We start from the raw sequence: 24,366 nt of genomic DNA, 5'->3' as shown, positions 1-24,366 counted from the left end.
GATAGTCCAGAAGTTGAAAGAAGCTAAGGTGTCCTTTGCAGGAAAATAAAACACTTTGAATCTTTTAAACTCAGTCTCTCATAAACTCTAAAATAAAAATGATTAACTTATTTAACACGCACATAGAGACGCTTTCTATCCATAGGGTAGGAAACAAAAGCCGCAACGAGGCCATTTTTTTATCCGAGCAACCCTTTAGTCTTAATGACGAGATTGTGCCGCTTATGAAAGAATTTTTCTTGAAACCTTTTAGAGAAAAAGAGGAAAACTATTTTCAGTTTGCGCATGAGGTAGATTTGGATTACAATGATATGTACAAATTTGCTACCGAAATTTTTGAAAAACCAGAAACACTACACGAAACCTCTAAAAAAATAACCAAACATTTATTTGAGCAATCCAACCATCCGCATATTAAAAACGGAGAGGTGTATGTGACGTATTTGACCAATGTGAATATTGACAATACTCCTGTGGATGCCATCGGGATTTTTAAAAGTGAGTTACAAGCAGATTTTTTGCAGTTTGAAGAAAAAGGAACCCATTTAGAGATGATTTTGCAACAAGGGGTAAACTTGAGTAAATTAGATAAAGGCTGTATTATTTTTAATCATAAAAAAGAAGAAGGCTACAAAATATTGACCGTTGATAGTAACCGTTATGATGCCCGCTATTGGTTGGAACATTTTTTGTCTGTGGATGCGTTTGAGGATGAAAATTTTATCACTAAGAAATACTTGAAATTTTGTCAAAATTTTGCTAAAGATGTGGTTTTTCCGGCTGAAGACAAAAAAGAAGAGGTAATGTTTATGAACCGATCTGTAAATTATTTTGCCAAAAACGACCAGTTTGAAGAAACCAACTTCTTGAATGAAGTTTTAGACAACCCGGATTTGATTCCAGAATTTAAAAATTATAAAACCGACAAAGGTGAAAAATATAGCATTGAGGACGTAACCTCGTTCCCTATTGCTAATGCAGCGGTTTCGGATGCCCGAAAATCTATCAAAAACGTTATCAATCTGGATACCAATATCCAAATAAAAATGGATTTTATTAATCCCGAAAGTGCCGAAAAATATGTAGAAAAAGGCTGGGACGAAGAAAAACAGATGTATTACTATCTGGTTTATTTTAATAAAGAACAAAAATCATAACTAGCAATCTTGCCTCTACACAAACAGCAACTCCTTATTTACAGCTTGTAAATAAGGAGTTGCTGTTTTGGGGTATTGGTTTGGTGGTTTTTGGTGTCTTGCAAAATCGATTTCTCAAAAACCGGATTTAAATACGTTTGCGTTCTTATAATTTTTGGTTACAAACCGGAATGCGGCACTGAGCACATTTCCCATTCGTTTGGCGTTTTTAAAATTCAAGTCATTGGTGTACTTATAAAGATCCATTTTTAGTTGTTCTACATGTTCTGGAGGGGCAATAGTGTCTTGTCCCATGATTTTTAGGATACGCTTTATACGGGTTTCGGCAGACAAAATTCTTTTGGCCAATGCGGACCGTTCTTCATTTTTATATTGTTCTACAGAACTAATTTGTAGTTTTTCTTTAACTAGCCGTACCATTGGATTGTTTTCTTTAAAAAACTGCGGCCGATATACCTTAAAATTGCCTTCGTAACATTGTTGGTCAAAGTCAATGGGGCGTATTCTATACACTACCTGATCAAAATCATGTATGGGAACAATTACATAATTATAGGCTCTCATGTCTCCCAACAAACGGATCATGCAGCGTTCATTAAATTTTACAAATTCTTTTGCTATTTGTGCTTTTTCGGTTTCAATGCAATTTTTTAACAAGGTATCCATAAAAACATCTCCTGGTATGCCTATAATGTGCTCTTCAATCAAGGTATCTTGGTAGACTAAAAAGTTTATTTTGTCTGGGGATAAAATATGCTCCAACTCCAGACCATAAATCCTGGAGGCATCGGCTTTTTTTATATAAAAATGCACGTAATTGTCATTGAGAATGTTACGTACTTTTACCCTAAAAGGCTTGGAGTTTCCAAAGGTGCAGTAATCAATGGCATCTACATTTAAAAACTTTAGGATATCTGTATTTCCATCCGAATGGAGCAGAGAATAGATTTTTTTTAGGTTCAAATCTATTTCGGTCCTTTCGTGCTCACTATAAAAAACTCGTGCCCAGAGGGTGTCTTGGTCTTTTTTGTCATACACGTTTATAGATCCTGAAAATCGTAATAAATCCTCATAACTTATGGCTACTTTTGAAATGCGATCAAAACGTTCTAAATAGTCAAATAAGGATTTATTTATGGGATAAGACGGTTTTTTGAATTGTATAAATGCATCACTCATGGGTTGTTTGTTTATCAAAATAATATTACCTGACCATCTTCATCTAGTTGCACATCCCCATCGGTATGGTTCTCTGAATCCAAATTGCTTTTTTCTGGCGGTGTTTCTAGAGGTGCTTCATATGGCAATGGGTCTAACAGGTTTACTTGCTTTAGTTTATCTGTAGTCAATTGGTTCCCCATGGCCTTGAATCCTTTTATGGCAATAAAATTTTCTACATCTATAACAATGGTTTCTTTTTGGACGCCTTTTATTTTTGGAAAAACCAACTCTGCCACCGGACGGTAGTCGGTTGCTACAATCTCTAATTGTGAATTAGGATGCTCGGTTATAAAAACCTCTTCTTTGTTTTCTGTTTCTACCAAAAAACGTTTTAGATAATACCGCTGCTTCTCGCCATCATAGTATATTGCCGAAATGGGTTTTTGGGGCACCCATTTTTCTAATACAACCATATCGGTTTCAAAATGGGTGGTTAGCTCTGGTGTGACTACTTTTAATTTTCCAGATTGTTGGATAATTAGTATTTTGTCGCTAGGTCTAAATTCTCCCAATAATGCTCCTCTACCCTCTACATTTAAACGTCTAACGGTGTCATCAAACCATACTTTTCTGGGCAGTAAGGTGGAGATTCCTTTTTCTTTGATTTCAATTTTTTTGATAGGGTATTTACTGGCTATGTTTCCTTTGGCAGTACGGCCTTTAATGGTAAGTTTGGCAAAATCTATGTCAAATTTTAATTTTTTGATGTTTCCTACCTGTCGCAATAGTATGGTAATAACTTCTGCTTCGCCATTAGGATTGCATGTAAAATACAAAATTTGAGATCCTGCAGTGCCTGCTGTTAAATCATATAATTTATCTCTGGTTACGGCAGTTACATTAAACCGTTTTATATAAGCTGGGCCCGATTTTCCGTCTCGATATAGTATATTATAAATGGTGCGCTTGTCACTCTTGTCAAAAATAGCAATATGGATAATGTCTTTGCCTACAAAGGTTTTGGCATCTACCTTGGTGATCATCATGTTTCCGTTGCGCAAAAAAACAATAACATCATCAATATCCGAACAATCGGTAACGTACTCGTCTTTTTTGAGACTGGTTCCAACAAATCCTTCTTCTCTATTTACATATAATTTGGTATTGCGCAAAACTACTTTGGTGGCCTCAATATCGTCAAAAATACGAAGCTCTGTTTGGCGTTCGCGCCCTTTTCCATACTTTTCTTTAAGCTTTGTAAAGTAGGCTATCGCAAAATCAATCAAATGTTCTAAATCCTGCTTTACTTGTGCAATACTTCCTTCTAAAGCTTCAATTTTATCTTGTGCTTTGTTGCTGTCAAACTTAGAGATACGCATGATTCGGATGTCTAACAATCTCAAAATATCCTCTTCGGTTATGGCACGCTTTAAATGTTGGATGTGTGGTTTTAGACCATCTTCTACTGCTTGAATAACGGTATCGCGTGTGGTTTTTTCCTCAATATCTCTATAAATTTTGTTTTCAATAAAAATACGTTCTAAGGATAAAAAATGCCATTGCTCCTCTAATTCGGCTAGTTGAATTTCGAGTTCACTCTTTAATAGCTGCACGGTTCTGTTGGTCGAAATTTTCAACATATCCGATACGCCTATAAACAGCGGTTTGTTATCTTCGATCACACAACCAAGCGGCGCCACAGAGGTTTCGCAAGCCGTAAAGGCAAATAAGGCATCTATCGTTTTATCTGGCGAAACACCTGGATATAAATGAATTAAGATTTCTACATTGGCTGCTGTATTGTCTTCAATTTTCTTGATTTTGATCTTCCCTTTTTCATTGGCTTTCAAAATACTATCAATAAGTGTAGTAGTATTGGTCGAAAACGGAATTTGGGTAATCACCAAGGTGTTTTTATCTTGTTGCGCAATTTTGGCACGCACCCGTACTCTACCACCACGCATTCCATCATTATAATTAGACACATCGGCAATACCTTGTGTCATAAAATCAGGATAAATTGCAAAGGGTTTCCCTTTTAATATTTTGATCGAAGCATCAATTAGTTCATTAAAATTGTGTGGCAATACTTTGGTCGAAAGTCCCACAGCAATCCCCTCGGCTCCTTGTGCCAATAGCAACGGAAATTTTACGGGCAAGTTGTTGGGTTCGGCTCTACGACCATCATAAGACATACCCCAATCTGTAATTTTTGGACTATATAAAACCTCTAAGGCAAACTTAGACAAACGAGCTTCAATATAACGCGAAGCTGCGGCACTATCTCCAGTGAGTATGTTTCCCCAGTTTCCTTGGCAATCAATCAGGAGTTCTTTTTGGCCTATTTGCACCATAGCGTCCCCAATACTAGCATCTCCGTGTGGGTGGTACTGCATGGTGTGGCCCACAACATTGGCAACTTTGTTGTACCGCCCATCATCCAGCTCTTTTAAGGAGTGCATAATACGGCGTTGCACGGGTTTAAAACCATCCTCGATAGCAGGAACGGCTCGTTCGAGAATTACGTAAGAGGCATAATCTAAGAACCAGTCTTTATACATTCCGGTTACCTTAGTAATGGTTTCGGCACCGTCTTCGTTAGTATCGTAAAAATGGCCTGTGTCTGTCGATTTTTCAACAACATCATCTGCTTCATCTGCTTCTGGATTTTTACCAACGCTAGAATCCTCTGAGTTAATCGCTTCCTTTTCTGGATTTATATCTTCTTGTTCCTCGTCTTTCATATAATGCTCACGAAATTAATTTCATTAAATCTTCTTTACTAGGTAAAACCGTTTTATACTTACTGCCAACGATGTATTGGTTATTTTTTTTTAGAAAAAGATTCCACCACTTAAAACCAAAAACGGTTTGTGGGTACCAACTCTGGAGTACCGTATTTTATTTCCACCCATTTTGGAGGCTACTCCTTCTCCACCACATCCAATTCTACCTTCAAATTTTTAATAATAAACTCTTGACGGTCTGGGGTATTTTTACCCATATAAAAAGAAAGCAATTGTTCCACAGAAGTATTTTTGTCCATCATCACCGGATCCAACCGAATATCTTCGCCTATAAAAAACTGAAACTCATCTGGCGAGATCTCTCCCAATCCCTTAAATCGAGTAATTTCGGGTTTGGGCTTTAGTTTCTCGATGGCGACTTTGCGCTCCTCATCTGAGTAGCAATAAATGGTTTCTTTTTTGTTTCGGACCCTAAAGAGTGGGGTTTGCAAAATATACAAATGCCCCTCTTTGATCAATTCTGGAAAAAACTGCAAAAAAAACGTAATCAATAACAATCGGATGTGCATGCCATCCACATCGGCATCCGTTGCAATTACAATGTTGTTGTAACGCAGGTTTTCCATATCGTCTTCAATATCTAGAGCGGCTTGCAACAAATTGAACTCTTCGTTTTCGTAAACAATTTTTTTGCTCATGCCATAGGAGTTCAAAGGCTTACCACGCAAACTAAAAACAGCCTGTGTATTCACATCCCGCGATTTAGTAATGGATCCCGACGCCGAGTCTCCCTCGGTAATAAAGAGCGTACTCTCTAGATAGCGGGCATTTTTAATATCGGGCAAATGCACCCTACAGTCTCGTAATTTTTTGTTGTGCAAGTTGGATTTCTTAGCACGATCCTTGGCTAGTTTTCTAATACCCGAAAGCTCTTTTCGCTCTCTTTCGGCCTGCAAAATTTTTCGCAAAAGCAAATCTGCCGTTTCTGGATTTTTATGCAGGTAGTTGTCTAATTTTGTTTTCACAAAATCATTTACAAACGTACGCACAGAGGGCATTCCGGGTTCCGAACCTATATCGGTAGATCCCAGTTTGGTTTTGGTTTGAGATTCAAATACTGGCTCCATCACCTTTACACTCACGGCGCTGACAATCGATTTTCTAACATCCGATGGATCAAACGTTTTGTTATAAAACTCTCGAATGGTTTTAACCAAAGCTTCCCTAAAAGCCACCAAATGCGTTCCTCCTTGTGTGGTATTTTGTCCATTTACAAAAGAGTGGTACTCCTCACTATACTGGGACTTACTATGCGTAATTGCTACCTCAATATCCTCTCCTTTTAGGTGAATAATGGGATAAATCATGTCCTCTTGAGCAATATTTTCGTCTAACAAATCTTTCAATCCATTGTCCGAAAAATATTTTTCTCCATTATAAATTATTGTCAACCCGGTATTTAGGTAACAATAATTTTTGAGCATTTTTATTACATACTCATTTCTAAACTTATAATTTTTAAAAATAGTTTCGTCCGGAATAAAGGTAACCTTGGTTCCTTTGCGTTTGGTAGTAGCAATGATATCCTCATCCAAAACCAAATTTCCGGCCGAGAATTCTGCCGCCTTTTGTTTGTCTTCTCGAACAGACTCCACCCTAAAATAGTTAGACAGAGCATTCACCGCCTTAGTACCCACACCGTTCAGACCAACGGATTTCTTAAATGCCAAAGAGTCGTATTTTCCTCCCGTATTCATTTTAGAAACCACATCAATCACCTTGCCCAGCGGAATCCCACGGCCATAATCCCTAACAGCCACCGTTTTATCTTTTATAGATACCTCAATGGTCTTGCCGGCACCCATAACAAACTCATCAATACAGTTATCCAGCACCTCTTTTAATAAAATATAAATACCATCATCTGCAGAGGAGCCATCGCCTAGTTTTCCGATATACATCCCGGGACGCATACGGATGTGCTCTTTCCAGTCCAGTGACCGGATATTATCTTCGGTATATTGATTTTGATCAGACATTGTGGAAATTTAACGATTTTGTGCTAATATAAGGCTTCTGGATATATTTTAAAAGAGGTCGATCCAAAATTAACCAGAATACCTCCTAAGCTTATACTATACCCCCATTATTAGCCCCAAATTTACTACTTATTCCTTAAATTAGAACCAGAAAGCAAGGCATTTTCAAGAAACAACCCTCCCGCCATTCGCTATATCTTGTGGCGGCATCAATGCCCGCCGCCACAAGGATGCCGCTGCTGTCGGGGGTAGTAATGGTGTTTTAGACATCCAAATAGTATTTTAGAGGATTTCTCCCAAAAACACCGTCTTTAAACCCCCTAAAAACGTTGCACCTTCGTTTTTAATTCCGTATCCAATTCGGGATCCGAGAGCTGCATCTTCAGACCATCAAAATTAGAATAGTAATTTGGTAACAAAAACGTTTCTTTGATTTCGGCACCAAAACGAGCAAAAGCATTTGTAGCAATCTCCAAAACAGTAGCTCCCCCTCTACCTCCAGGAGAAGCAGCCATAAGCAACATGGGTTTTCCATGAAACACCTTGGGAGTAATGCGAGTACACCAATCCAAAATATTTTTAAAAGCTGCAGCATAATTTCCGTTGTGTTCCGCCAAAGAAACCACCAAAACATCTGCCGAGGCAATACTATCCAAAAAAGACTGCGCCAGAGGATGCTGTCCAATTTGCTGTTCCGTATCTACGCTAAATAGTGGCATTTCAAAATCATTTAAATCCAAGACTTCTACTTGCGCTTTTTCAAAAAGAGAAGCAGCGTAGATTGCTACATTTTTATTAATGGAGTTTTTACTAGAACTTGCGCCAAAAGCAATTATTTTCATCTTTTTTTTATAAAAATACTAAAAATCCAAAGCACAAACCAACAAACAAGCACAAATCACCGTATTTGCCTGCTAACTATCCCATATTTTTAAAACCATCTTTTAGGCTTTTGTACTTAAAATCAACCCTTTAAACCCCAACATTTGGTTTTGCTAGCTACTACAATAAACCAAAAAAACCTGCAAAATTACTCTTGCAGGTTTTTGGATCTCTTGGTTAACTTTTTCTATCGATATAGCAAAGTATTACACATTAAAACGGAAATGCATTACATCTCCATCTTTCACGATATATTCTTTTCCTTCTACTTTAAATTTACCAGCTTCTTTGGCTTTGGCCTCAGAGCCATAGGCTACATAATCTTCGTACGAAATTACCTCCGCACGGATAAATCCTTTTTCAAAATCGGTATGAATCACTCCAGCAGCTTGTGGTGCAGTAGACCCAATGTTAATCGTCCAAGCCCGAACTTCTTTAACTCCAGCCGTAAAATAGGTTTGTTGTTTTAATAATTTGTATGCCGCACGTATCAATACGGATGCTCCTGGCTCTGTTAAACCCATGTCTTCCAGAAAAACCTGACGCTCTTCATAGCTTTCTAATTCGGTGATATCTGCCTCTGCTCCTACAGAAAGAATAATTACTTCGGCATCTTCGTCTTTTACCAATTCTTTTACTTGGTCTACGTATTTGTTTCCGTTAACGGCAGAATTTTCATCTACGTTACACACATACAAAACAGGTTTTGCGGTAATTAATTGAAATCCTTCCATTAAAATCACTTCGTCATTACTCTCCAAGGTAATGGTTCTTGCAGATTTTGCCTGCAAAAGCGTGTCTTTAATTCTATCTAAAAGTGCTTTCTCAGTGATTGCTTCTTTGTTTCCAGTTTTGGCAGCACGATTTACTTTTTCTAAACGTTTTTCTACCGTATCTAAGTCTTTTAATTGCAACTCAATATCAATGGTTTCTTTATCACGGATAGGGTTTACATTTCCGTCTACATGCACAATATTATCGTTATCAAAACAACGCAAAACGTGAATAATTGCATTACACTCTCTAATGTTTCCCAGAAATTGATTTCCTAAGCCTTCTCCCTTACTTGCTCCTTTTACTAAACCTGCAATATCTACAATATCCACCGTTGCCATTTGTACCCGCTCTGGTTTTACTAGCTCTTCTAATTTGTTGATTCTAGGATCTGGTACATTTACGACTCCTATATTAGGTTCTATGGTACAAAAAGGAAAGTTTGCACTCTGCGCTTTGGCGTTAGACAAACAATTAAACAAAGTTGACTTTCCAACATTAGGTAATCCTACAATTCCTGCTTTCATGATAGTTATGTTTACAAATGGCTTTTTAGGGCAATGCGTTTTATGATTTACTTTAAAATTTGCAAATATACCATTTAAAAAAGGTTTGCAACCAAAATCACTAAATTATGTTGGGATTGCCTTTAATTTAATACTTTTTAGACATAAAACATTAAATTATGTTATTTTTTAATAATTAAATAACACCAACATCCTTTTATCTTTATTTATGTTATTTTTTATGAAAATAAACATAAATGATAAAATTTTGTTAAAAAATTATTACATTGCAGTAGTAACCAACCTAAATTAAATCCGTTATGAAAAAATTTACATTACTACTTATGCTATTCCAAGCCAGTTTTATCTTTGCCCAAAAAGAAATTACCGGAGTAGTCAAAGACAATTCGGGGGCTGCATTGCCTGGAGTAAATATTGTTGAAAAAGGAACCCAAAATGGGGTTGCAACAAATATGGACGGAGGCTATAAAATAAAAGTAAAAGATGGAGCCGTACTAATTTTTAGTTACATTGGGTATGATTCTGTAGAGAAAACCGCTTCGGGATCCAAAATGGATGTGATTTTGTCTCAAGAAGGAGGACAAACTCTAAATGAAATTGTAATTACAGGATCCAGAACAGCACCCAGAAGCAATACAACCTCAGCATTGCCCATTGATGTGATCTCGTCCAAAGATTTAGCTGCAACTGGACAAGCAACTTTTGACAAGGCCTTGCAATACAAAATACCCTCGTTTAACACCGTGCAAACTCCTGTAAATGATGCTACCTCTTTGCTAGATCCTTACGAAATTAGAAACATGGGACCTAGTAGAACGTTAATACTTATCAATGGTAAGCGTAAGAACTTGAGTGCTTTATTATATACCCAAACCTCTCCAGGACGTGGAGAAACAGGAGCAGATATTTCTGGAATCCCTACGGATGCTATCAAAAGTGTCGAAATTTTACGTGATGGTGCCTCTGCGCAATACGGATCCGATGCTATTGCTGGGGTGATGAATATTATTCTGAAAGACAATAAAGGAGACGGTTCTGTGACTGCAAGAAGCGGAATTACTGCCCAAGGAGATGGCGAAATGCTAGGAGTAAGTGTAAATAACGGAAGCCCAATTGGGGTAGACAAAGGATTTATAAACTATACTGTAGATTTTTCTAAAACAAGCCAATCCAACAGACCTGGAACCGTTAATGCTGCTGGAGAATATTCGGATTTTGTTTATGTAGATCCAAATGACAGTGCCAATTATACCAATGGTGCCACACAAGCATCTATAACTGCAAATAACGCTACCGGTCTTGCTAAGGTCAATGAGTTTTTGTCTCGCAGATCCGATGCCGGAAACATCAATGGCTCTCCTGAAAATGCTGCTGCTAAATTTTTGGTAAACAGTGCATATAACGTGAGTGAACAAACGGAATTGTATTTTAATGCGGCGTATATTTACAAAAAAGTAAATAGTTTTGCCAATTACAGAACGCCGTATTGGAGATCTGTAGAGGATTATCCCTACTTGGCTAAACTTTTTCCAAATGGTCCTAACGGAACTTATGATGGTTATGTACCTACTTTTGAAGGATTATTAAATGATTATAATGGTACGGTGGGTTTAAGATCTAAAATTAATGATTGGAATATTGATGTAAGTTTTACAACTGGTGGAAATGCACAAACGTATATGGTTGGCAATTCGCACAACAGAAATAAAGTATACGCTCCAAGATGGAATCCAGACACAAATCTTTTTGAACCAGTAGAGTTGTACCGCGAAAACAGTCCTGTCGCTTTTAACCCAGGTGGAACCAGTTTTTCTCACAATGTAGGAAATATTGACATCTCTAGAGTCTTATCGGATAAAATCAGTATTGGTATTGGATCTGAAATGAGAGCCGAAAATTTTGAAATAATTTCTGGTGGACTTGCTTCTTATGATGGTGGTGGTGCAGATTCCTTTGCCGGAAATACCCCAGAAAACTCCGGAAAATGGAATCGGTACAACATTGGAGGTTATTTTAGTTTAGACTATGATGTAACCGATGCTTTTTTGCTAAGCGGAACTGTTAGGGCCGAAAACTATTCGGATTTTGGAAATGCTTTTGTGTATAAAGTAAGCTCCAGATACAAAATAGACCCAATGCTGACTCTAAGAGCTTCGTATTCTACTGGATTTAGAGCTCCTACCTTGCACCAAATATATACCCAAAAATCCCAATACTCTTTTATTCCTGGCAAAGGAATCCAGGTAGGTGGTTTGGTTAACAATGTATCTCCACAAGCTTCCTTTTTGGGATTGGCTAAATTAGATGCCGAAAAATCCAAAAACTTCACCATTGGTGTTGGCGGAAAAATAACCCGAAACTTCAACTACACCATAGATTATTATCACATTGCGGTTAAAGACAGAATTGTATTGGGATCTGAAATCACAGGAACTAAATTGGATGGTGATGGCAACAACATTGGAACCACGCCTTTGGATGATGTTCTAAGAGCAAATAATTTATCCGACGTTAGTTTCTTTGCTAACGCCATTGACACCAAAACCAGTGGTATTGATGTGGTTTTAAACTACAACAACCTTCTGGTTGGTAAAGGAGATTTTGATTTTAGTTTGTCTGGAAATTACACCATTCAAAACGAAAGAGATGGTGCCGTAAAAAACCCTAGCCTAGTGGAAAGTGCTGGACAATCTATTGTTAATCCTACCCAAGAAGCCTTATTTTTTACCTCTAGACCTCAAACAAAATGGATCTTAGGAGCAAATTATGAAATTGGCAAAATGGGATTTTCATTAAACAATACTTATTTTGGAAAAACGACCTTTAAGCAACAAGGGCTAAACAACAATCTGAGAACAGAGTTCATTCCTAAAATAGTAACCGATTTAGGAGTTACCTACTCTGCCACAGAAAAACTGACCTTATCCTTAAATGTAAACAACCTACTTAATGTGTTACCAGAATGGAAGTTTAAGGCCGAAAACGCCGCTGGACAAGCCATTATGAATAACACTACCGTAAACCATGCTGGACTGACTCCGATACAAGTAGAGTCTAATTTGATTACCTTTAACCAACGTTATTCGCAAATGACGTATGATGGATACCATTTTAGCCAACTCGGAACGATGTTTAGTTTATCTTTGAATTATAAGTTCTAAAACACTGCTTTATACTACCCAAAAAGCCGGTTCTACAAGTAGAAACCGGCTTTTTTTTTAAATATATATCCCAAATTAAAAAGATTCTACAACTGTTTTTTCAAGATTTAAAACCCCGCCATTTGGAACAAACACAGAAGAAGCATAAAACCATTCGGCTTTGACCTCACTGGAGGTAAAAGTGGTTTTGAGATACCCTCTTTTGGATAAATCCGTGTAGTCTAAATCGTCAATCAAAATAGTTAAAATATCCTGAAAATTAGCTATCATGCTTGCTCCTGCATCTCCTATACCCAAATAGGTTTCTAATCCGGGTGATGTAACCGAAGATGTAGCAAATTCAACCCCCACAGTGTTGTTGCTCGCGTCTTTTAATTTGCCTTTCCAGCCATTGTGCGTATCTCCAGCCAAAGCAACTATTTTTTTACCGTTGAGCATGGCGTACACTTTTTCTCTCTCGGCCGGATACCCATCCCAAGCATCTAAATTATATGGCATAACGGTACTAACTCTTGCTTTTTCTGCTGGAGTTAGAGAAGGGTCTTTTGCCAAAACTCGCAATTTTATAGCGACTAATTCACTGGCTACTTTTTGAAATTGCTGAAAAGTCTCTGGTCTAGCACTCCCTAAAGCGTCTATTTCGGCCAGAATAGTAGTCATGGTCAATAATAATTCTGCAGGCATAAGCATTTTGGTCATTAAAACCTGCTGGCCTAATACTTGCCATTTTGCGTTACTAGAACTTATTTTAGAACCCAACCAAGATAGTTGTTCCATACCCAATAACTGTCTGTCAGTACGGAATAAATCTTTTTGAAAGGATACCGCATCCAGACTTCCGTTTGCAGTAAAATAATCTCCATAGTTCAATTGCTTGTCACGGGCAATTACACGGGTATCTAACATGTATAAAGAAACTAGATTTCCGAAGTGAAAATCCCTATTAATTCTGCTATCTTTTCCTGTTTTTAAGGGTATGTATTCACTATAAGCCTGTAAGGCAACTTGTTTGCGGACAGCAAAACTACCTTCTGTAGTTTGGTGGTTTTCGGCACCACTTTTATAGGTATCATTAGCAATTTCATGATCATCCCATACGGTTATAAAAGGCTTTTTTTGATGTGCTAATTTTAAATCTGCATCGCCTCGGTATTGCTTGTATCGGTTTCTATAATCCGCTAGAGTTATAATTTCATGTTTTGGAGCATGCTCTCTACCCAAACTAGCCGTATGAGAGTTAGTACCATACTCTCCCACAGCATATTCATAAATATAATCTCCTAAATGAATAATAACATCCACATCCGAATTTGCCATTGCCGCATACACCGTAAACAATCCAGCGGCATAATTTGCACAAGAGCATACCGCTAATTTTAATTGACTAACCGCCTCAGATTGCAAAGGCAAGGTAATGGTTTCTCCTATCACGGATACCTCTTGCGTTAATGGATTGTAAAACCTATAGTAAAAAGCCTGATTGCTTGGCAAATCTTGTACTTCAATGGCCAGAGTATAATCTCTAGAAGCATCTGTTTCTAGATTGCCTTGTCTTACTATTTGTTTAAAATCAATGTCCGTACTGATTTCCCAAAATAATTTTACAACCGCAGCTGTGCCTGCCGTGTACCGAGTCCAAATAATAACACTACTTGCTGTAGGATCAAAACTCGCAACCCCTTGGTTAAAATTTGCCAATTGCAAAGGAGGTGCTATTTGTATTTCTGGATCCTCTTCGGAACAACTTATAAAAGTTGGAGTAATTAAAATTCCTCCAGTTACCAATAACGAATTTTTGAGAAAGGAGCGACGGCTTGATTTTGATTCCATTTTATAGTATTTTTTTTTTGCAATACTACAAATACTATGCACGCATAAGGTTATGTTGCATTTACCAAAAAGTAAACTTAGCATTAAGTTCTAAAAACAAACAGGCGCAACTGGGTTGGTATTTAAGCTCCTTTTTTTAATACCCGAATTTAACAGCAACTAAAGCTACAGTAGCAATAATCACCCACAACAAAACACCTTGTAATAATGGTTTTATTCCCACTGTTTTTAGCTTTTGATACTGCAATCCTGCGCCAATTAAAAAAAGCGTTACCGTAAGTCCTGTCTTGGCAGCAGATACAATATACACAGAAAAAATAGCTACTTGTGGCAAGTAGGAATTTAGCAGCATAGCCAGTACAAAACCGCCAATAAAATACGGTATTTTGATTTTGTTTGCTTTGTTTTTAAATAATAGGGCAGTAATTAAAGTAACCGGAATAATCCATAAAGCTCTTGCCAATTTTACCGTTGTGGCTATTTGCAAAGCCTGCATGCCGTATTTATTGGCAGCACCAACCACAGAACTGGTATCGTGTATAGCAATGGCACACCACAAACCAAATTGCTCTTGAGATAACGCAAGTGCATGCCCAATGGCTGGAAACAAAAATAAAGCCACCGAATTTAAAATAAAAATAACTCCTAAAGCCACCGAAGTCTGTTTTTCGTTGGAATGGATAACTGGTGCAATAGCAGCAATAGCACTGCCTCCACAAATAGCCGTACCACAAGAGATTAGATGAGAGGTTTTATGGTCTATACCAAACCATTTTCCTATAAAAAAACCCAAAATCAAAGTGCTAAAAATAGATACAATCGTAAATAGAAAACCTTCTTTTCCTGCTGCAAAAGCCGTACTTAGCTGCATGCCAAAACCCAGTCCCACTACTGCAAGCTGTAATAAAACCGTAATAACTTTGTGGTTGTATTCTAAAAATGGATGCCCAGTAACATTAGCAACTACCAAACCCAAGAGTAATGCCATAGGCGGACTAACACTCCCTGACAAACAAAACAAAACAAGAATTATAAACGTAAGTATAGAAACTATTTTCATCTGGACAAAACCTTCAAATTGTGATTTATAAAAGCATTCGTTACAATCTGAACCTGTTTATTTACAAAAGGCCGTTGTATTTTCGGACCAACCACTCTATAGCTAACAACAAAATAATCCATACCAACAAAACATACCATTGTATTAATGGAGATTTAGAAACAACCGTTTTTTGAATCGTCTGATAGCTTGTATCCTGTAGTAATTGGGCGATCAGTTGTTCGGTTTGATCCGGAAAATATGCTTTTGCATTGGTAGCCGCTGCCAAACGACGCAATTTAGAAACATCCGGATTAACAAATTGTTTTTCAATATCAAAATCCAAGATTTCAAATTGGCCTAAATACGTTGCTTTAGAATGCAATTCTGTCACCGAAAAGGTATACTTTCCGGCAGGCAAGCCTTCTAAATTTACTTTATACTCATTGGTAGCTTTGAGCAAATCATACTTTTTACTCCATTTGTTTTTGGTGTTGGTTACCACAATGGCCAACCTTGCTTTAGCATCTAGTGCATAATTTTTGTCCAAATACTGCGCCAAAATTTCAATTGGATCCCCAGAGTTATAAAAACGTTCGTGCGTAACCTCGAGGGCTTTTTTAGACTCTTTGGAGGCCAAAAACTGCATTATTTTGTCCACAAAAATATCATATTTAGCATACGATCCTGTGTTTACATGGCTCTGCATCCGCCACTTCCAACTGTTTTCTCCCAATAAATAAGCCGTTCTATTGCCTTGGCTCTCCGCAAAAGCCAGCAAAGGAGCATTGGTGGCAATAGCTCTTATTCTGGACCACAACAACACCGATACATTGGCGCTAGTTGTAACGGTGCCGTACTGGTTTTCCAAAGGCGGAAAACGTTCAAAACCTATATTATCTGTTGCAAACCAATTAAAATCGGTATCAAAAACAGCTGCATACTCCTCTCTTTGACCACCCATCTTAAAATTTAAATACGGTTGTTGTTGGTTCAAAAACGCAAAATCCGTATGCGTACCCGTAAGTACAAAGGTATTTATTTTGGCTTGCTTATTCTGTTCCATTAGCTTTCTAAAAGCCCCTGTAGGTTGGTACAAAATGAGCACCGTATATTTTTTTAAGTCTATTGTAGCCTCCGGCGAAAACACCGTTACCTTGCGCTGCGCATTCGCCTCAATGGCACGCTTTAAAGCACCAACATCCGGATGATTGCCCCCTGCAACCAAAGCAATATTTGTTTTTTGATCCAAAACTTCTACCGCAAAATGCTTGTAGTTGTTGTAGGTATTCTTTTCTTTTAAATTAGCACTAATTGCCGCCTTATAGACCACTGTTCCTAATTTATCCGCAGGCAAAAGCAGGTTCAAAATAGCCGTTCTTTTAGTTTCAGAAAATAAAATCTGCTGTTGGTTCACAACCGTATTCCCGTTTGTGATCTTAAAATTAGCCGCAATACTTTTGTCTCCTGAATAGCTCAAAAACACCTCAACAGGAAATTTATTTTTATAAAAAGCGTATTTATTCGCATTTAGCTGGCTTATTTTTAAATCCACAACCGTAGTGGTATCTCCCAAAACAACCGGAAACACTTTATTAGAGAGATCAAAACTATATTCATAATCCGTGCCCGTAGTTTGGTTTCCGTCCGTTATAAGTACCGTAGGATAGGTCAATTTGCGGTTGTTATTTTGCAAATTAGAAGCCACCAAAGCCAGGTTGGTTTGCTTGCCCTTAAAATCCAAAGTATCCGCAACCTTAAACTCCGAATCAAATTGGTATCCCTGAATGTCAAATTTTGCCTTTAAGGCGTTATTAGAAATCAAATTACGGTACACAGCCTGCGCTTTTTTTTCCGATTGCATGGCAACTATAGAACTAGAATTATCCAACACAACAGCCAAAACAGGTGGCGTATTTACCACCGTATTGGTTTTTAGGATTGGATTAATACAAAGAACCAAAACACTCCAAATACTCAAAAAACGCACAAAAGCCAAAAACAAATACAGATTTGATTTGTTTTTGGCTTTATAAAAATACTGAAAAAACGATACCATCCCAGCAACTAACATCGAAAAAACAAGTAATAGCGCCGTAGTTAAAGTCATTGGTATATAATTTTAAAAAAATGATCCAGAACCAAGTATCCCCAGTTCTTGCTGCAAATTTACACTAATTTATTACGTTAGCATCCCGCCGTCTACATTTAAGACCTGTCCGGTTACGTAGGCGCTTAAATCCGACGCCAAAAACAAACACGCATTAGCCACATCTTCGGTAGTACCACCGCGTTTCAACGGAACCCCATCGCGCCATGCTTTTACCACATCCTCATTTAATTTAGCTGTCATTTCCGTTTCAATAAAACCTGGAGCAATAGCGTTACATCGAATATTACGAGACCCCAACTCCAAAGCAACCGATTTAGTAAAACCAATAACCCCAGCCTTAGATGCCGCATAATTAGTCTGTCCTGCGTTCCCTTTGACCCCAACAACACTACTCATATTAATAATAGAACCCGCTCGGTTTTTCAAAAACGTTTTTTGAACCGCTTTAGTCATATTAAAAACTGATTTCAAATTAACCTCAATAACCTGGTCAAAATCCGCCTCAGACATGCGCATCAATAAATTATCTTTAGTAATACCCGCATTATTAATTAAAATATCAATCGTACCAAACTCCGCAAGCACAGCATCTACCATAGTTTGTGCTTGGTTAAAATCTGCCGCATTAGACTGGTAGCCCTTGGCCTTAACTCCCAACGCATTCAATTCTTTCTCTAATGCCACCGCAGACTCCACAGAGGAGCTATACGTAAAGGCAACATTTGCGCCATGTTTTGCAAAAACAGCTGCAATTCCTTTTCCAATTCCGCGACTTGCGCCAGTTATAACGGCTACTTTCCCTTCTAGTAATTTCATATTCAAAAGTTAATTTATTTTTTTTTATTTAGAGCTATTCCTGCTATACACTACAATCTTTTATGTTTTTAAAGAAAAAACATAAAAGGATTTCCGTTGCTATCAGGGCTAAAAATGACTTGCCAAATATATAATAATTCCTTTCCTAAAAAAAATTTCAAAATCAATAAGCCCCAATAAAATCCAATTTTAAATCCCAAAGAACCTTTTAGCACCTCTATCCCAATACGAACTATAAATAGCAAACAAAGTACAACCCAACAAAAACAGATGGTACCAAGCATTCGAGATTAAGTCCAAAAAATCTATTTTTCCGTTAGCAAAACTCAAAATCAGCAAAACCTGCGCACCATAAGGCAAAATTCCTTGTACAATACACGAAAAAATATCCAAAATAGCTGCCGTTTTTTTGTTATTCAAACCATACTCCTCATTAATTTGCTTAGCAATAGGCCCCGTAATAACAATCGAAACCGTATTATTTGCAATTGCCAAATTAGCACAACCTACCAAAACCCCAATCCCGGTTTGGGCAGACTTTTTGTTTTTAATCCTTTTTTTTATTTGATCCAACAAATAATCTATACCACCGGCTTTAGCCACCATAGCCGCTAAGCCACCAGTAAGCATCGAAAGCAAAAAAATATCCGTCATTCCCGTAAAACCTTCGTAGAGCTTTTGCGCAAAAGTAATCCCCGTGAAAACACCCGAAAAATACCCAATAATCCCCGCCAAAATGGTTCCAGTAAGCAAGGTCAAAAAAACATTTATGCCCATAAGAGCCAAAACAACCACCAAAACATACGGAACAATTGCCATCCAATCAAAACTAGTTTTAGCAATAACAACCGGGGTTAACTCCGAGTTCCAACCCAAATAAAACAAAACCAACACCGTAAACACTGCCGCAGGAAACGCAATAAATACATTCATTTTAAACTTATCCTTCAAGGCACAACCCAAAGATTGGGTGGCAGCAATGGTCGTATCGCTAATCATCGACAAATTGTCCCCAAACATAGAACCGCCCAACAAAGCACCCGAGATCAAAGGCAAAGACGCACCGCTTTTGTCTGCAAGAGTCACCGCAATAGGTCCCAAGGCTACAATTGCCCCCACAGAAGTTCCGGTGGCGGTAGACAAAAAAGCAGCTATCAAAAAAATCCCTAACGGAAAATACGCAATAGCAATGGTATTAATCCCTAAGTTAACCACCGCATCTACCCCGCCCATAGCTTTGCTTACAACTGCAAACCCACCAGCCAAAAGATAAATCAAACACATGGTTATTATTTTGCTATCCCCACAACCCGCTACCAGCGTAGCCACTTTTTGTTCTGTAGTAAATGGATGCACCAAAAAAGCCGCAATAATACCCACCAATACAGCCACAGGCGATGGAAAGGCATAAAAATCATCTAGGACAATTCCGGCTCCCAAAAAAGTAAAAATAAAAACCAGTAAAGGAAGTAAGGCCAAAGGCTTTGCTGTTTTTTTTAAAAATGTAGTCATAAAAATAATTTAATATTAAAGTTACGACGAAAACAAAAGCAAAATAAAGGAAGTATAAAACAACGTTTTTTCCAAAGAATTTGGCTTATCGTTTTAGCACCTTGCTTGTTGCTGCAGGTTGCTATCTCCCTAGAGATTCGTGATAACGGCTACAAAAGTAATCCTTTTTTGTAACTAATTGGCCCTAAAACACCATTTAAGCATAAAAAAAAGCTTTACCGAAGTAAAGCTTTGCTCTATACTATCTATAACAAATGTTTAGAAAGCTACATTCCATCTTGGCAATCTGCCATTGGCATCCAAGAAATTTTGTAAAATTTGTCCTTCTACAGCTGTTGGAATACCTTTGGTTGTTTCGTCAAAGGTTTGGTACCACACTACTTCCAAAACAGAAATGTTTTCTAACTTCATTTGTGCTGGCCAAGAATATTTTCTGCCTGTTTTTGCAAATTGGTGTCCATTTACAATTTTTTCATACAAACCACCATTTTTTATTTTTAGAGAGCCGTTATTTTGTACGGTCCCTGTAGAACCTACCATAATTAACTCCTTCTCTTGGTCTACTGCATAAACCAAAAACACGCCGCTTGCATCGGTTGCATTGCATTTTTCTTCTAAACTATCTTCTGGTGTAAATGAAAATTGATCGTTATTTTTAAATTTTTCTAACTCTTTGTACATATTTACTATTTTTCTAAATTGGTTTTTAAGCTCTAAAAGCCAAAAATATTAGCCTATTGTTTAAATAACCAGGGTTCTATTGTTATAAAACAAGCGTCAAATGATGCTTATTTTAATTAATTGCAAATGTATTTCTTTAATTTTGTATTCTAATAAAAAAGCCCCACAAATGTGAGGCTCTTTTTATTTTTATTTAAAATAGTGGTTACTATCCTAAAACTTCTTTTACTTTTTTACCAATTTCAGCTGGCGAGTCAACCACGTGAATTCCGTTGTCTCTCATAATTTGTTTTTTAGCCTCAGCGGTATCGTCTGCTCCACCTACAATTGCTCCTGCATGTCCCATAGTACGTCCAGCTGGTGCTGTAACTCCTGCAATAAAACCTACTACTGGTTTGCGGTTACCATCTTCTTTGATCCATTTTGCTGCATCGGCTTCTAATTGTCCTCCAATTTCACCAATCATAACAATACATTCTGTTTCTGGATCGTTCATTAACAACTCTACAGCTTCTTTGGTAGTAGTTCCAATAATTGGATCACCACCAATACCAATGGCAGTAGTGATTCCTAATCCTTGCTTTACTACTTGGTCTGCAGCTTCATAGGTTAATGTTCCTGATTTTGAAACAATACCTACAGTTCCTTTTTTGAAAACAAAGCCTGGCATAATACCTACTTTAGCTTCTCCAGGTGTAATGATACCAGGACAGTTTGGCCCGATTAATCTAGCGTTTCTTTCTTTTACGTAAGCATTTGCTTTGATCATATCTGCAACCGGAATTCCTTCTGTAATTGCAATAATTACTTTAATTCCTGCATCTGCAGCTTCCATAATTGCATCTGCAGCAAAAGCTGGTGGTACAAAAATAATAGTGGTATCTGCTCCTGCGTTTACTACAGCGTCTTTTACAGTGTTAAAAACCGGACGGTCTAAGTGTGTAGTCCCTCCTTTTCCTGGAGTTACACCACCCACAACGTTGGTACCGTACTCAATCATTTGAGAAGCATGGAAAGTTCCTTCACTTCCTGTAAATCCTTGAACAATTATTTTGGAATCTTTATTAACTAAAACACTCATGATATATATTTTATGTGATTTTTAAAAATTGTGATGCAAAAGTACGGTTTTGAAATTATTTTGAGCTCTTTTATTGTCAAAATATGCTAAGATAATTGACTCATAAGGTAACCTCGGTATAATTTATCTTCTTTAATTTGCCATAGTACTATAAAATTTGCCAAAAGCATCTCTTCTCTTGGGTTTTCTATTGTTTTAACATAATGAGAATACCGCACGCTAACCATATCGCCTTCCGAAATAATATGACTAATACGTACTTTGGAGCGCACGTAGGCCTTTGCAAGTTCGTCTGCCATTTCTAAAACTGCTTTATAATCTAATTGCAAAAAACCTTTGCTGCTATTCCAATCTATTAAAATCTCTGCATGCAAAAAATCTTTCATTATCTCACTATCTATTAGTGCGTCAGATTTATAAAAGTTTTGAATTATTTCCTTTACGGTCATATTACTTTAATTTGGTTAGAATTTCTGGTATTTTCTTAATATTGGCTAATTGTTTGAGCTTTTCTCTAGATTCTTCAATTGGTGTACCAAAATAAGACTTGCCTCCTTCTACGGATTTGGTTACTCCAGTTTGTCCTAAAATCACGGCTTTGGCACCTATTGTGATACCGCTTGTGGTACCTACTTGCCCCCAAATGGTAACTTCATCTTCTATAACAACACAACCTGCAATGCCTGTTTGTGAGGCTATCAAACAATTTTTTCCTATTACGGTATCATGCCCAACATGCACTTGGTTGTCTAGTTTGGTTCCTTCACCAATTGTGGTGTCTCCCGTCACTCCTTTATCAATGGTACAAAGCGCTCCTATACCTACATTATTCTTAACCACAACGCGTCCTGCTGAAAGTAACGGATCATAACCCGTAGCTCTTTTTTTATAATAAAAAGCATCTGCTCCTAATATAGATCCCGAATGGATAATCACATTATCTCCTATTACGGTATGATCATAAAGAGACACATTGGCGTGTAGTAAACAATTTTTTCCTATCTGAACGTGGTTGCCTATAAATACGTTGGGCTGTATCACGGTTCCTTCGCCTATGGTAGCTGTTGCAGCAATAGCAACATTAGAGGCTTGAAAGGGTCTAAAATGTTTGGTCAATATATTAAAATCTCTAAATGGATCCTCCGATACCAACAATGCTTTTCCTTCTGGACAGGCAACTTCTTTATTAATTAAAATAACACTAGCGGCAGACTGTAATGCTTTGTCGTAATATTTTGGATGGTCTACAAAGATAATATCTCCTTTTTCAACCACATGAATTTCGTTCATCCCGGTTACAGAAAAATTAGCATCACCAACATACGCACAACCAATTAAGTCTGCAATTTGGTTTAAAAAATGGGGTTTTGGAAATTTCATACAATTATTTAATTATTCCTTAACACGCTCCATATATGCCCCTGAAGTGGTGTCGATTTTAATTTTGTCTCCTTCATTGATAAACAAAGGCACGTTTACTATTGCTCCTGTTTCTACGGTGGCAGATTTAGTGGCATTTGTAGCAGTGTTTCCTTTTACTCCTGGCTCTGCATAGGTGATCTCTAAAACTACCGACGAAGGCATGTCTACAGAAAGTGGTAAATCCGTTTCGGTATTGATGCTTACCATTACGTTTTCTCCTTCTTTTAATAACCCTGGTGAATCTAGTATGTTTTTGTTTAAAGATATTTGTTCAAAGGTTTCTGTATTCATAAAATGAAAATCATCTCCTTCGGGATATAGGTATTGAAATTTGTGGTTTTCTACCCGTACTTCCTCAATTTTATGTCCTGCTGAAAAGGTGTTATCCAATACTTTTCCGTTGGTTAAGCTTCTTAATTTTGTTCTTACAAAAGCAGGTCCTTTTCCTGGTTTAACATGCAAAAATTCAATGATTTTATAAATGTCATTATTATATTTAATACATAATCCGTTTTTAATATCTGATGTAGATGCCATTCTATTGTTGTTTGTTAAATTAATTTGTTGTGTGTATTTTGTGTGTATTAATAGTTGCCGGTATAGCCTTTCATGACTCCGCGAGAGGAGTTTCGTATAAAATCTATAATTTCATCTCGCTCTGGAGTAGCTTCCATTTCGGCTTCTATAATACCTAAGGCCTGGGTTACATTGTAGTTTTTTTGGTATAAAATTCGGTATATTTCTTGAATTTCTTTTATTTTCTCAGAAGTAAACCCTCGTCTTCGTAAACCTACAGAGTTGATCCCTACATAAGACAAGGGTTCTTTTGCTGCCTTGGTAAATGGTGGTACGTCTTTTCGTACTAAGGATCCACCGGATACCATGGCGTGATCCCCAACACTAATAAATTGGTGTATTGCTGCTAATCCTCCTATTACTGCATGGTTCCCTATTGTTACGTGCCCGCCTAAGAGTACTCCGTTTACAATAATAGCATTGTTACCAACATGACAGTCGTGGGCTATATGCGCCGCTGCCATAATTAAGCAATTGTTTCCTACTAAGGTTTGTCCGGATGCAATTGTGCCTCTATTGATGGTTACGCATTCTCTTATGGTGCAATTATCTCCTATGATGGCCAAAGAGTCTTCTCCGCCAAATTTTAAATCCTGAGGTACTGCGGAGATTACGGCACCTGGAAATATATTACAATTCTTACCAATTCTTGCGCCTTCCATGATGGTCACGTTAGAACCAATCCAGGTACCATCACCAATAACTACGTTGTTATGTATGGTGGTAAATGGTTCTATAACTACATTTTTGGCGATTTTTGCGCCAGGATGAACATATGCTAATGGTTGATTCATCTGCTTTTTTTTACGTTTCTGTTTATTATAAAAAGCCTTTAAAATTTATTTAAA

The 24,366-nt window shown here is 37.4% G+C and carries 18 protein-coding genes and 1 riboswitch; of the genes, 2 read left to right on the top strand and 16 right to left on the bottom strand.

Annotation, left to right across the window (positions count from 1 at the left end):
* Window positions 1-98: 98 nt before the first annotated feature.
* Entirely contained in the window at window positions 99-1,157 is a 1,059-nt protein-coding gene (locus LB076_RS08155) for a nucleoid-associated protein (protein ID WP_066331617.1), read from the top strand.
* A 114-nt stretch (window positions 1,158-1,271) separates the two neighbouring features.
* Here LB076_RS08155 and LB076_RS08150 read toward each other — a convergent pair whose 3' ends face one another.
* The 5 genes from LB076_RS08150 to ychF all read right to left on the bottom strand — a co-directional run bounded on the left by LB076_RS08150 (window position 1,272) and on the right by ychF (window position 9,287).
* On the bottom strand, window positions 1,272-2,336 hold the full coding sequence (locus LB076_RS08150) for a hypothetical protein (RefSeq protein ID WP_066331626.1): 1,065 nt from the start codon (window positions 2,334-2,336) through the stop codon (window positions 1,272-1,274).
* 14 nt (window positions 2,337-2,350) lie between these two features.
* Window positions 2,351-5,062: a DNA gyrase/topoisomerase IV subunit A gene (locus LB076_RS08145; protein ID WP_066331627.1), complete on the bottom strand. Its 2,712-nt coding sequence runs from the start codon at window positions 5,060-5,062 to the stop codon at window positions 2,351-2,353.
* Window positions 5,063-5,241: 179 nt separating this feature from the next.
* A complete protein-coding gene (locus LB076_RS08140) occupies window positions 5,242-7,104 on the bottom strand; it encodes a DNA topoisomerase IV subunit B (protein ID WP_066331630.1) in 1,863 nt (620 codons plus the stop codon).
* 320 nt (window positions 7,105-7,424) lie between these two features.
* Complete coding sequence (locus tag LB076_RS08135) at window positions 7,425-7,946, bottom strand: NADPH-dependent FMN reductase (RefSeq protein WP_066331632.1); 522 nt, start codon at window positions 7,944-7,946, stop codon at window positions 7,425-7,427.
* 246 nt (window positions 7,947-8,192) lie between these two features.
* Window positions 8,193-9,287: a redox-regulated ATPase YchF gene (gene ychF / locus LB076_RS08130; RefSeq protein WP_066331634.1), complete on the bottom strand. Its 1,095-nt coding sequence runs from the start codon at window positions 9,285-9,287 to the stop codon at window positions 8,193-8,195.
* 299 nt (window positions 9,288-9,586) lie between these two features.
* Here ychF and LB076_RS08125 point away from each other — a divergent pair, with 299 nt between their 5' ends.
* Window positions 9,587-12,448, top strand: coding sequence for a TonB-dependent receptor (locus LB076_RS08125; RefSeq protein ID WP_066331636.1), 2,862 nt, complete (start codon window positions 9,587-9,589; stop codon window positions 12,446-12,448).
* 75 nt (window positions 12,449-12,523) lie between these two features.
* Here LB076_RS08125 and LB076_RS08120 read toward each other — a convergent pair whose 3' ends face one another.
* From LB076_RS08120 to lpxA, 11 genes are all read right to left on the bottom strand, one after another.
* Window positions 12,524-14,278, bottom strand: a complete 1,755-nt coding sequence (locus tag LB076_RS08120; protein WP_066331804.1) for an alkaline phosphatase D family protein — start codon at window positions 14,276-14,278, stop codon at window positions 12,524-12,526.
* 136 nt (window positions 14,279-14,414) lie between these two features.
* A complete protein-coding gene (locus LB076_RS08115; protein WP_066331638.1) occupies window positions 14,415-15,338 on the bottom strand; it encodes a YeiH family protein in 924 nt (307 codons plus the stop codon).
* 61 nt (window positions 15,339-15,399) lie between these two features.
* On the bottom strand, window positions 15,400-17,427 hold the full coding sequence (locus LB076_RS08110) for a hypothetical protein (RefSeq protein ID WP_066331643.1): 2,028 nt from the start codon (window positions 17,425-17,427) through the stop codon (window positions 15,400-15,402).
* Window positions 17,428-17,499: 72 nt separating this feature from the next.
* Window positions 17,500-18,246 carry a 3-oxoacyl-[acyl-carrier-protein] reductase gene (gene fabG / locus LB076_RS08105; protein WP_066331645.1) on the bottom strand — a complete coding sequence of 249 codons (747 nt, stop codon included), beginning with the start codon at window positions 18,244-18,246 and terminating at the stop codon, window positions 17,500-17,502.
* Window positions 18,247-18,435: 189 nt separating this feature from the next.
* Window positions 18,436-19,758 carry a Na+/H+ antiporter NhaC family protein gene (locus tag LB076_RS08100; protein WP_066331647.1) on the bottom strand — a complete coding sequence of 441 codons (1,323 nt, stop codon included), beginning with the start codon at window positions 19,756-19,758 and terminating at the stop codon, window positions 18,436-18,438.
* A gap of 55 nt (window positions 19,759-19,813) precedes the next feature.
* Window positions 19,814-19,909: riboswitch (SAM-I-IV-variant riboswitch) on the bottom strand.
* 107 nt (window positions 19,910-20,016) lie between these two features.
* Window positions 20,017-20,439 (bottom strand): hypothetical protein, encoded by a 423-nt coding sequence (locus tag LB076_RS08095; RefSeq protein ID WP_066331648.1) that lies wholly within the window; start codon window positions 20,437-20,439, stop codon window positions 20,017-20,019.
* 208 nt (window positions 20,440-20,647) lie between these two features.
* Window positions 20,648-21,520 (bottom strand): succinate--CoA ligase subunit alpha, encoded by an 873-nt coding sequence (gene sucD / locus LB076_RS08090; RefSeq protein WP_066331651.1) that lies wholly within the window; start codon window positions 21,518-21,520, stop codon window positions 20,648-20,650.
* Between the two features lie 86 nt (window positions 21,521-21,606).
* Complete coding sequence (locus LB076_RS08085) at window positions 21,607-21,969, bottom strand: hypothetical protein (protein ID WP_066331662.1); 363 nt, start codon at window positions 21,967-21,969, stop codon at window positions 21,607-21,609.
* 1 nt (window position 21,970) lies between these two features.
* Complete coding sequence (locus tag LB076_RS08080; RefSeq protein WP_066331665.1) at window positions 21,971-22,900, bottom strand: UDP-3-O-(3-hydroxymyristoyl)glucosamine N-acyltransferase; 930 nt, start codon at window positions 22,898-22,900, stop codon at window positions 21,971-21,973.
* Window positions 22,901-22,912: 12 nt separating this feature from the next.
* Window positions 22,913-23,479, bottom strand: a complete 567-nt coding sequence (gene efp / locus LB076_RS08075; protein WP_066331667.1) for an elongation factor P — start codon at window positions 23,477-23,479, stop codon at window positions 22,913-22,915.
* A 47-nt stretch (window positions 23,480-23,526) separates the two neighbouring features.
* Window positions 23,527-24,312: an acyl-ACP--UDP-N-acetylglucosamine O-acyltransferase gene (gene lpxA, locus LB076_RS08070; protein WP_066331668.1), complete on the bottom strand. Its 786-nt coding sequence runs from the start codon at window positions 24,310-24,312 to the stop codon at window positions 23,527-23,529.
* Window positions 24,313-24,366 lie beyond the last annotated feature (54 nt).

This window comes from Flavobacterium crassostreae (genome assembly GCF_001831475.1).
In the GTDB taxonomy this organism is placed as follows: domain Bacteria; phylum Bacteroidota; class Bacteroidia; order Flavobacteriales; family Flavobacteriaceae; genus Flavobacterium; species Flavobacterium crassostreae.
Note: the sequence above shows the minus strand (reverse complement) of the source record. Positions and strands in the feature narration are given on the sequence as shown.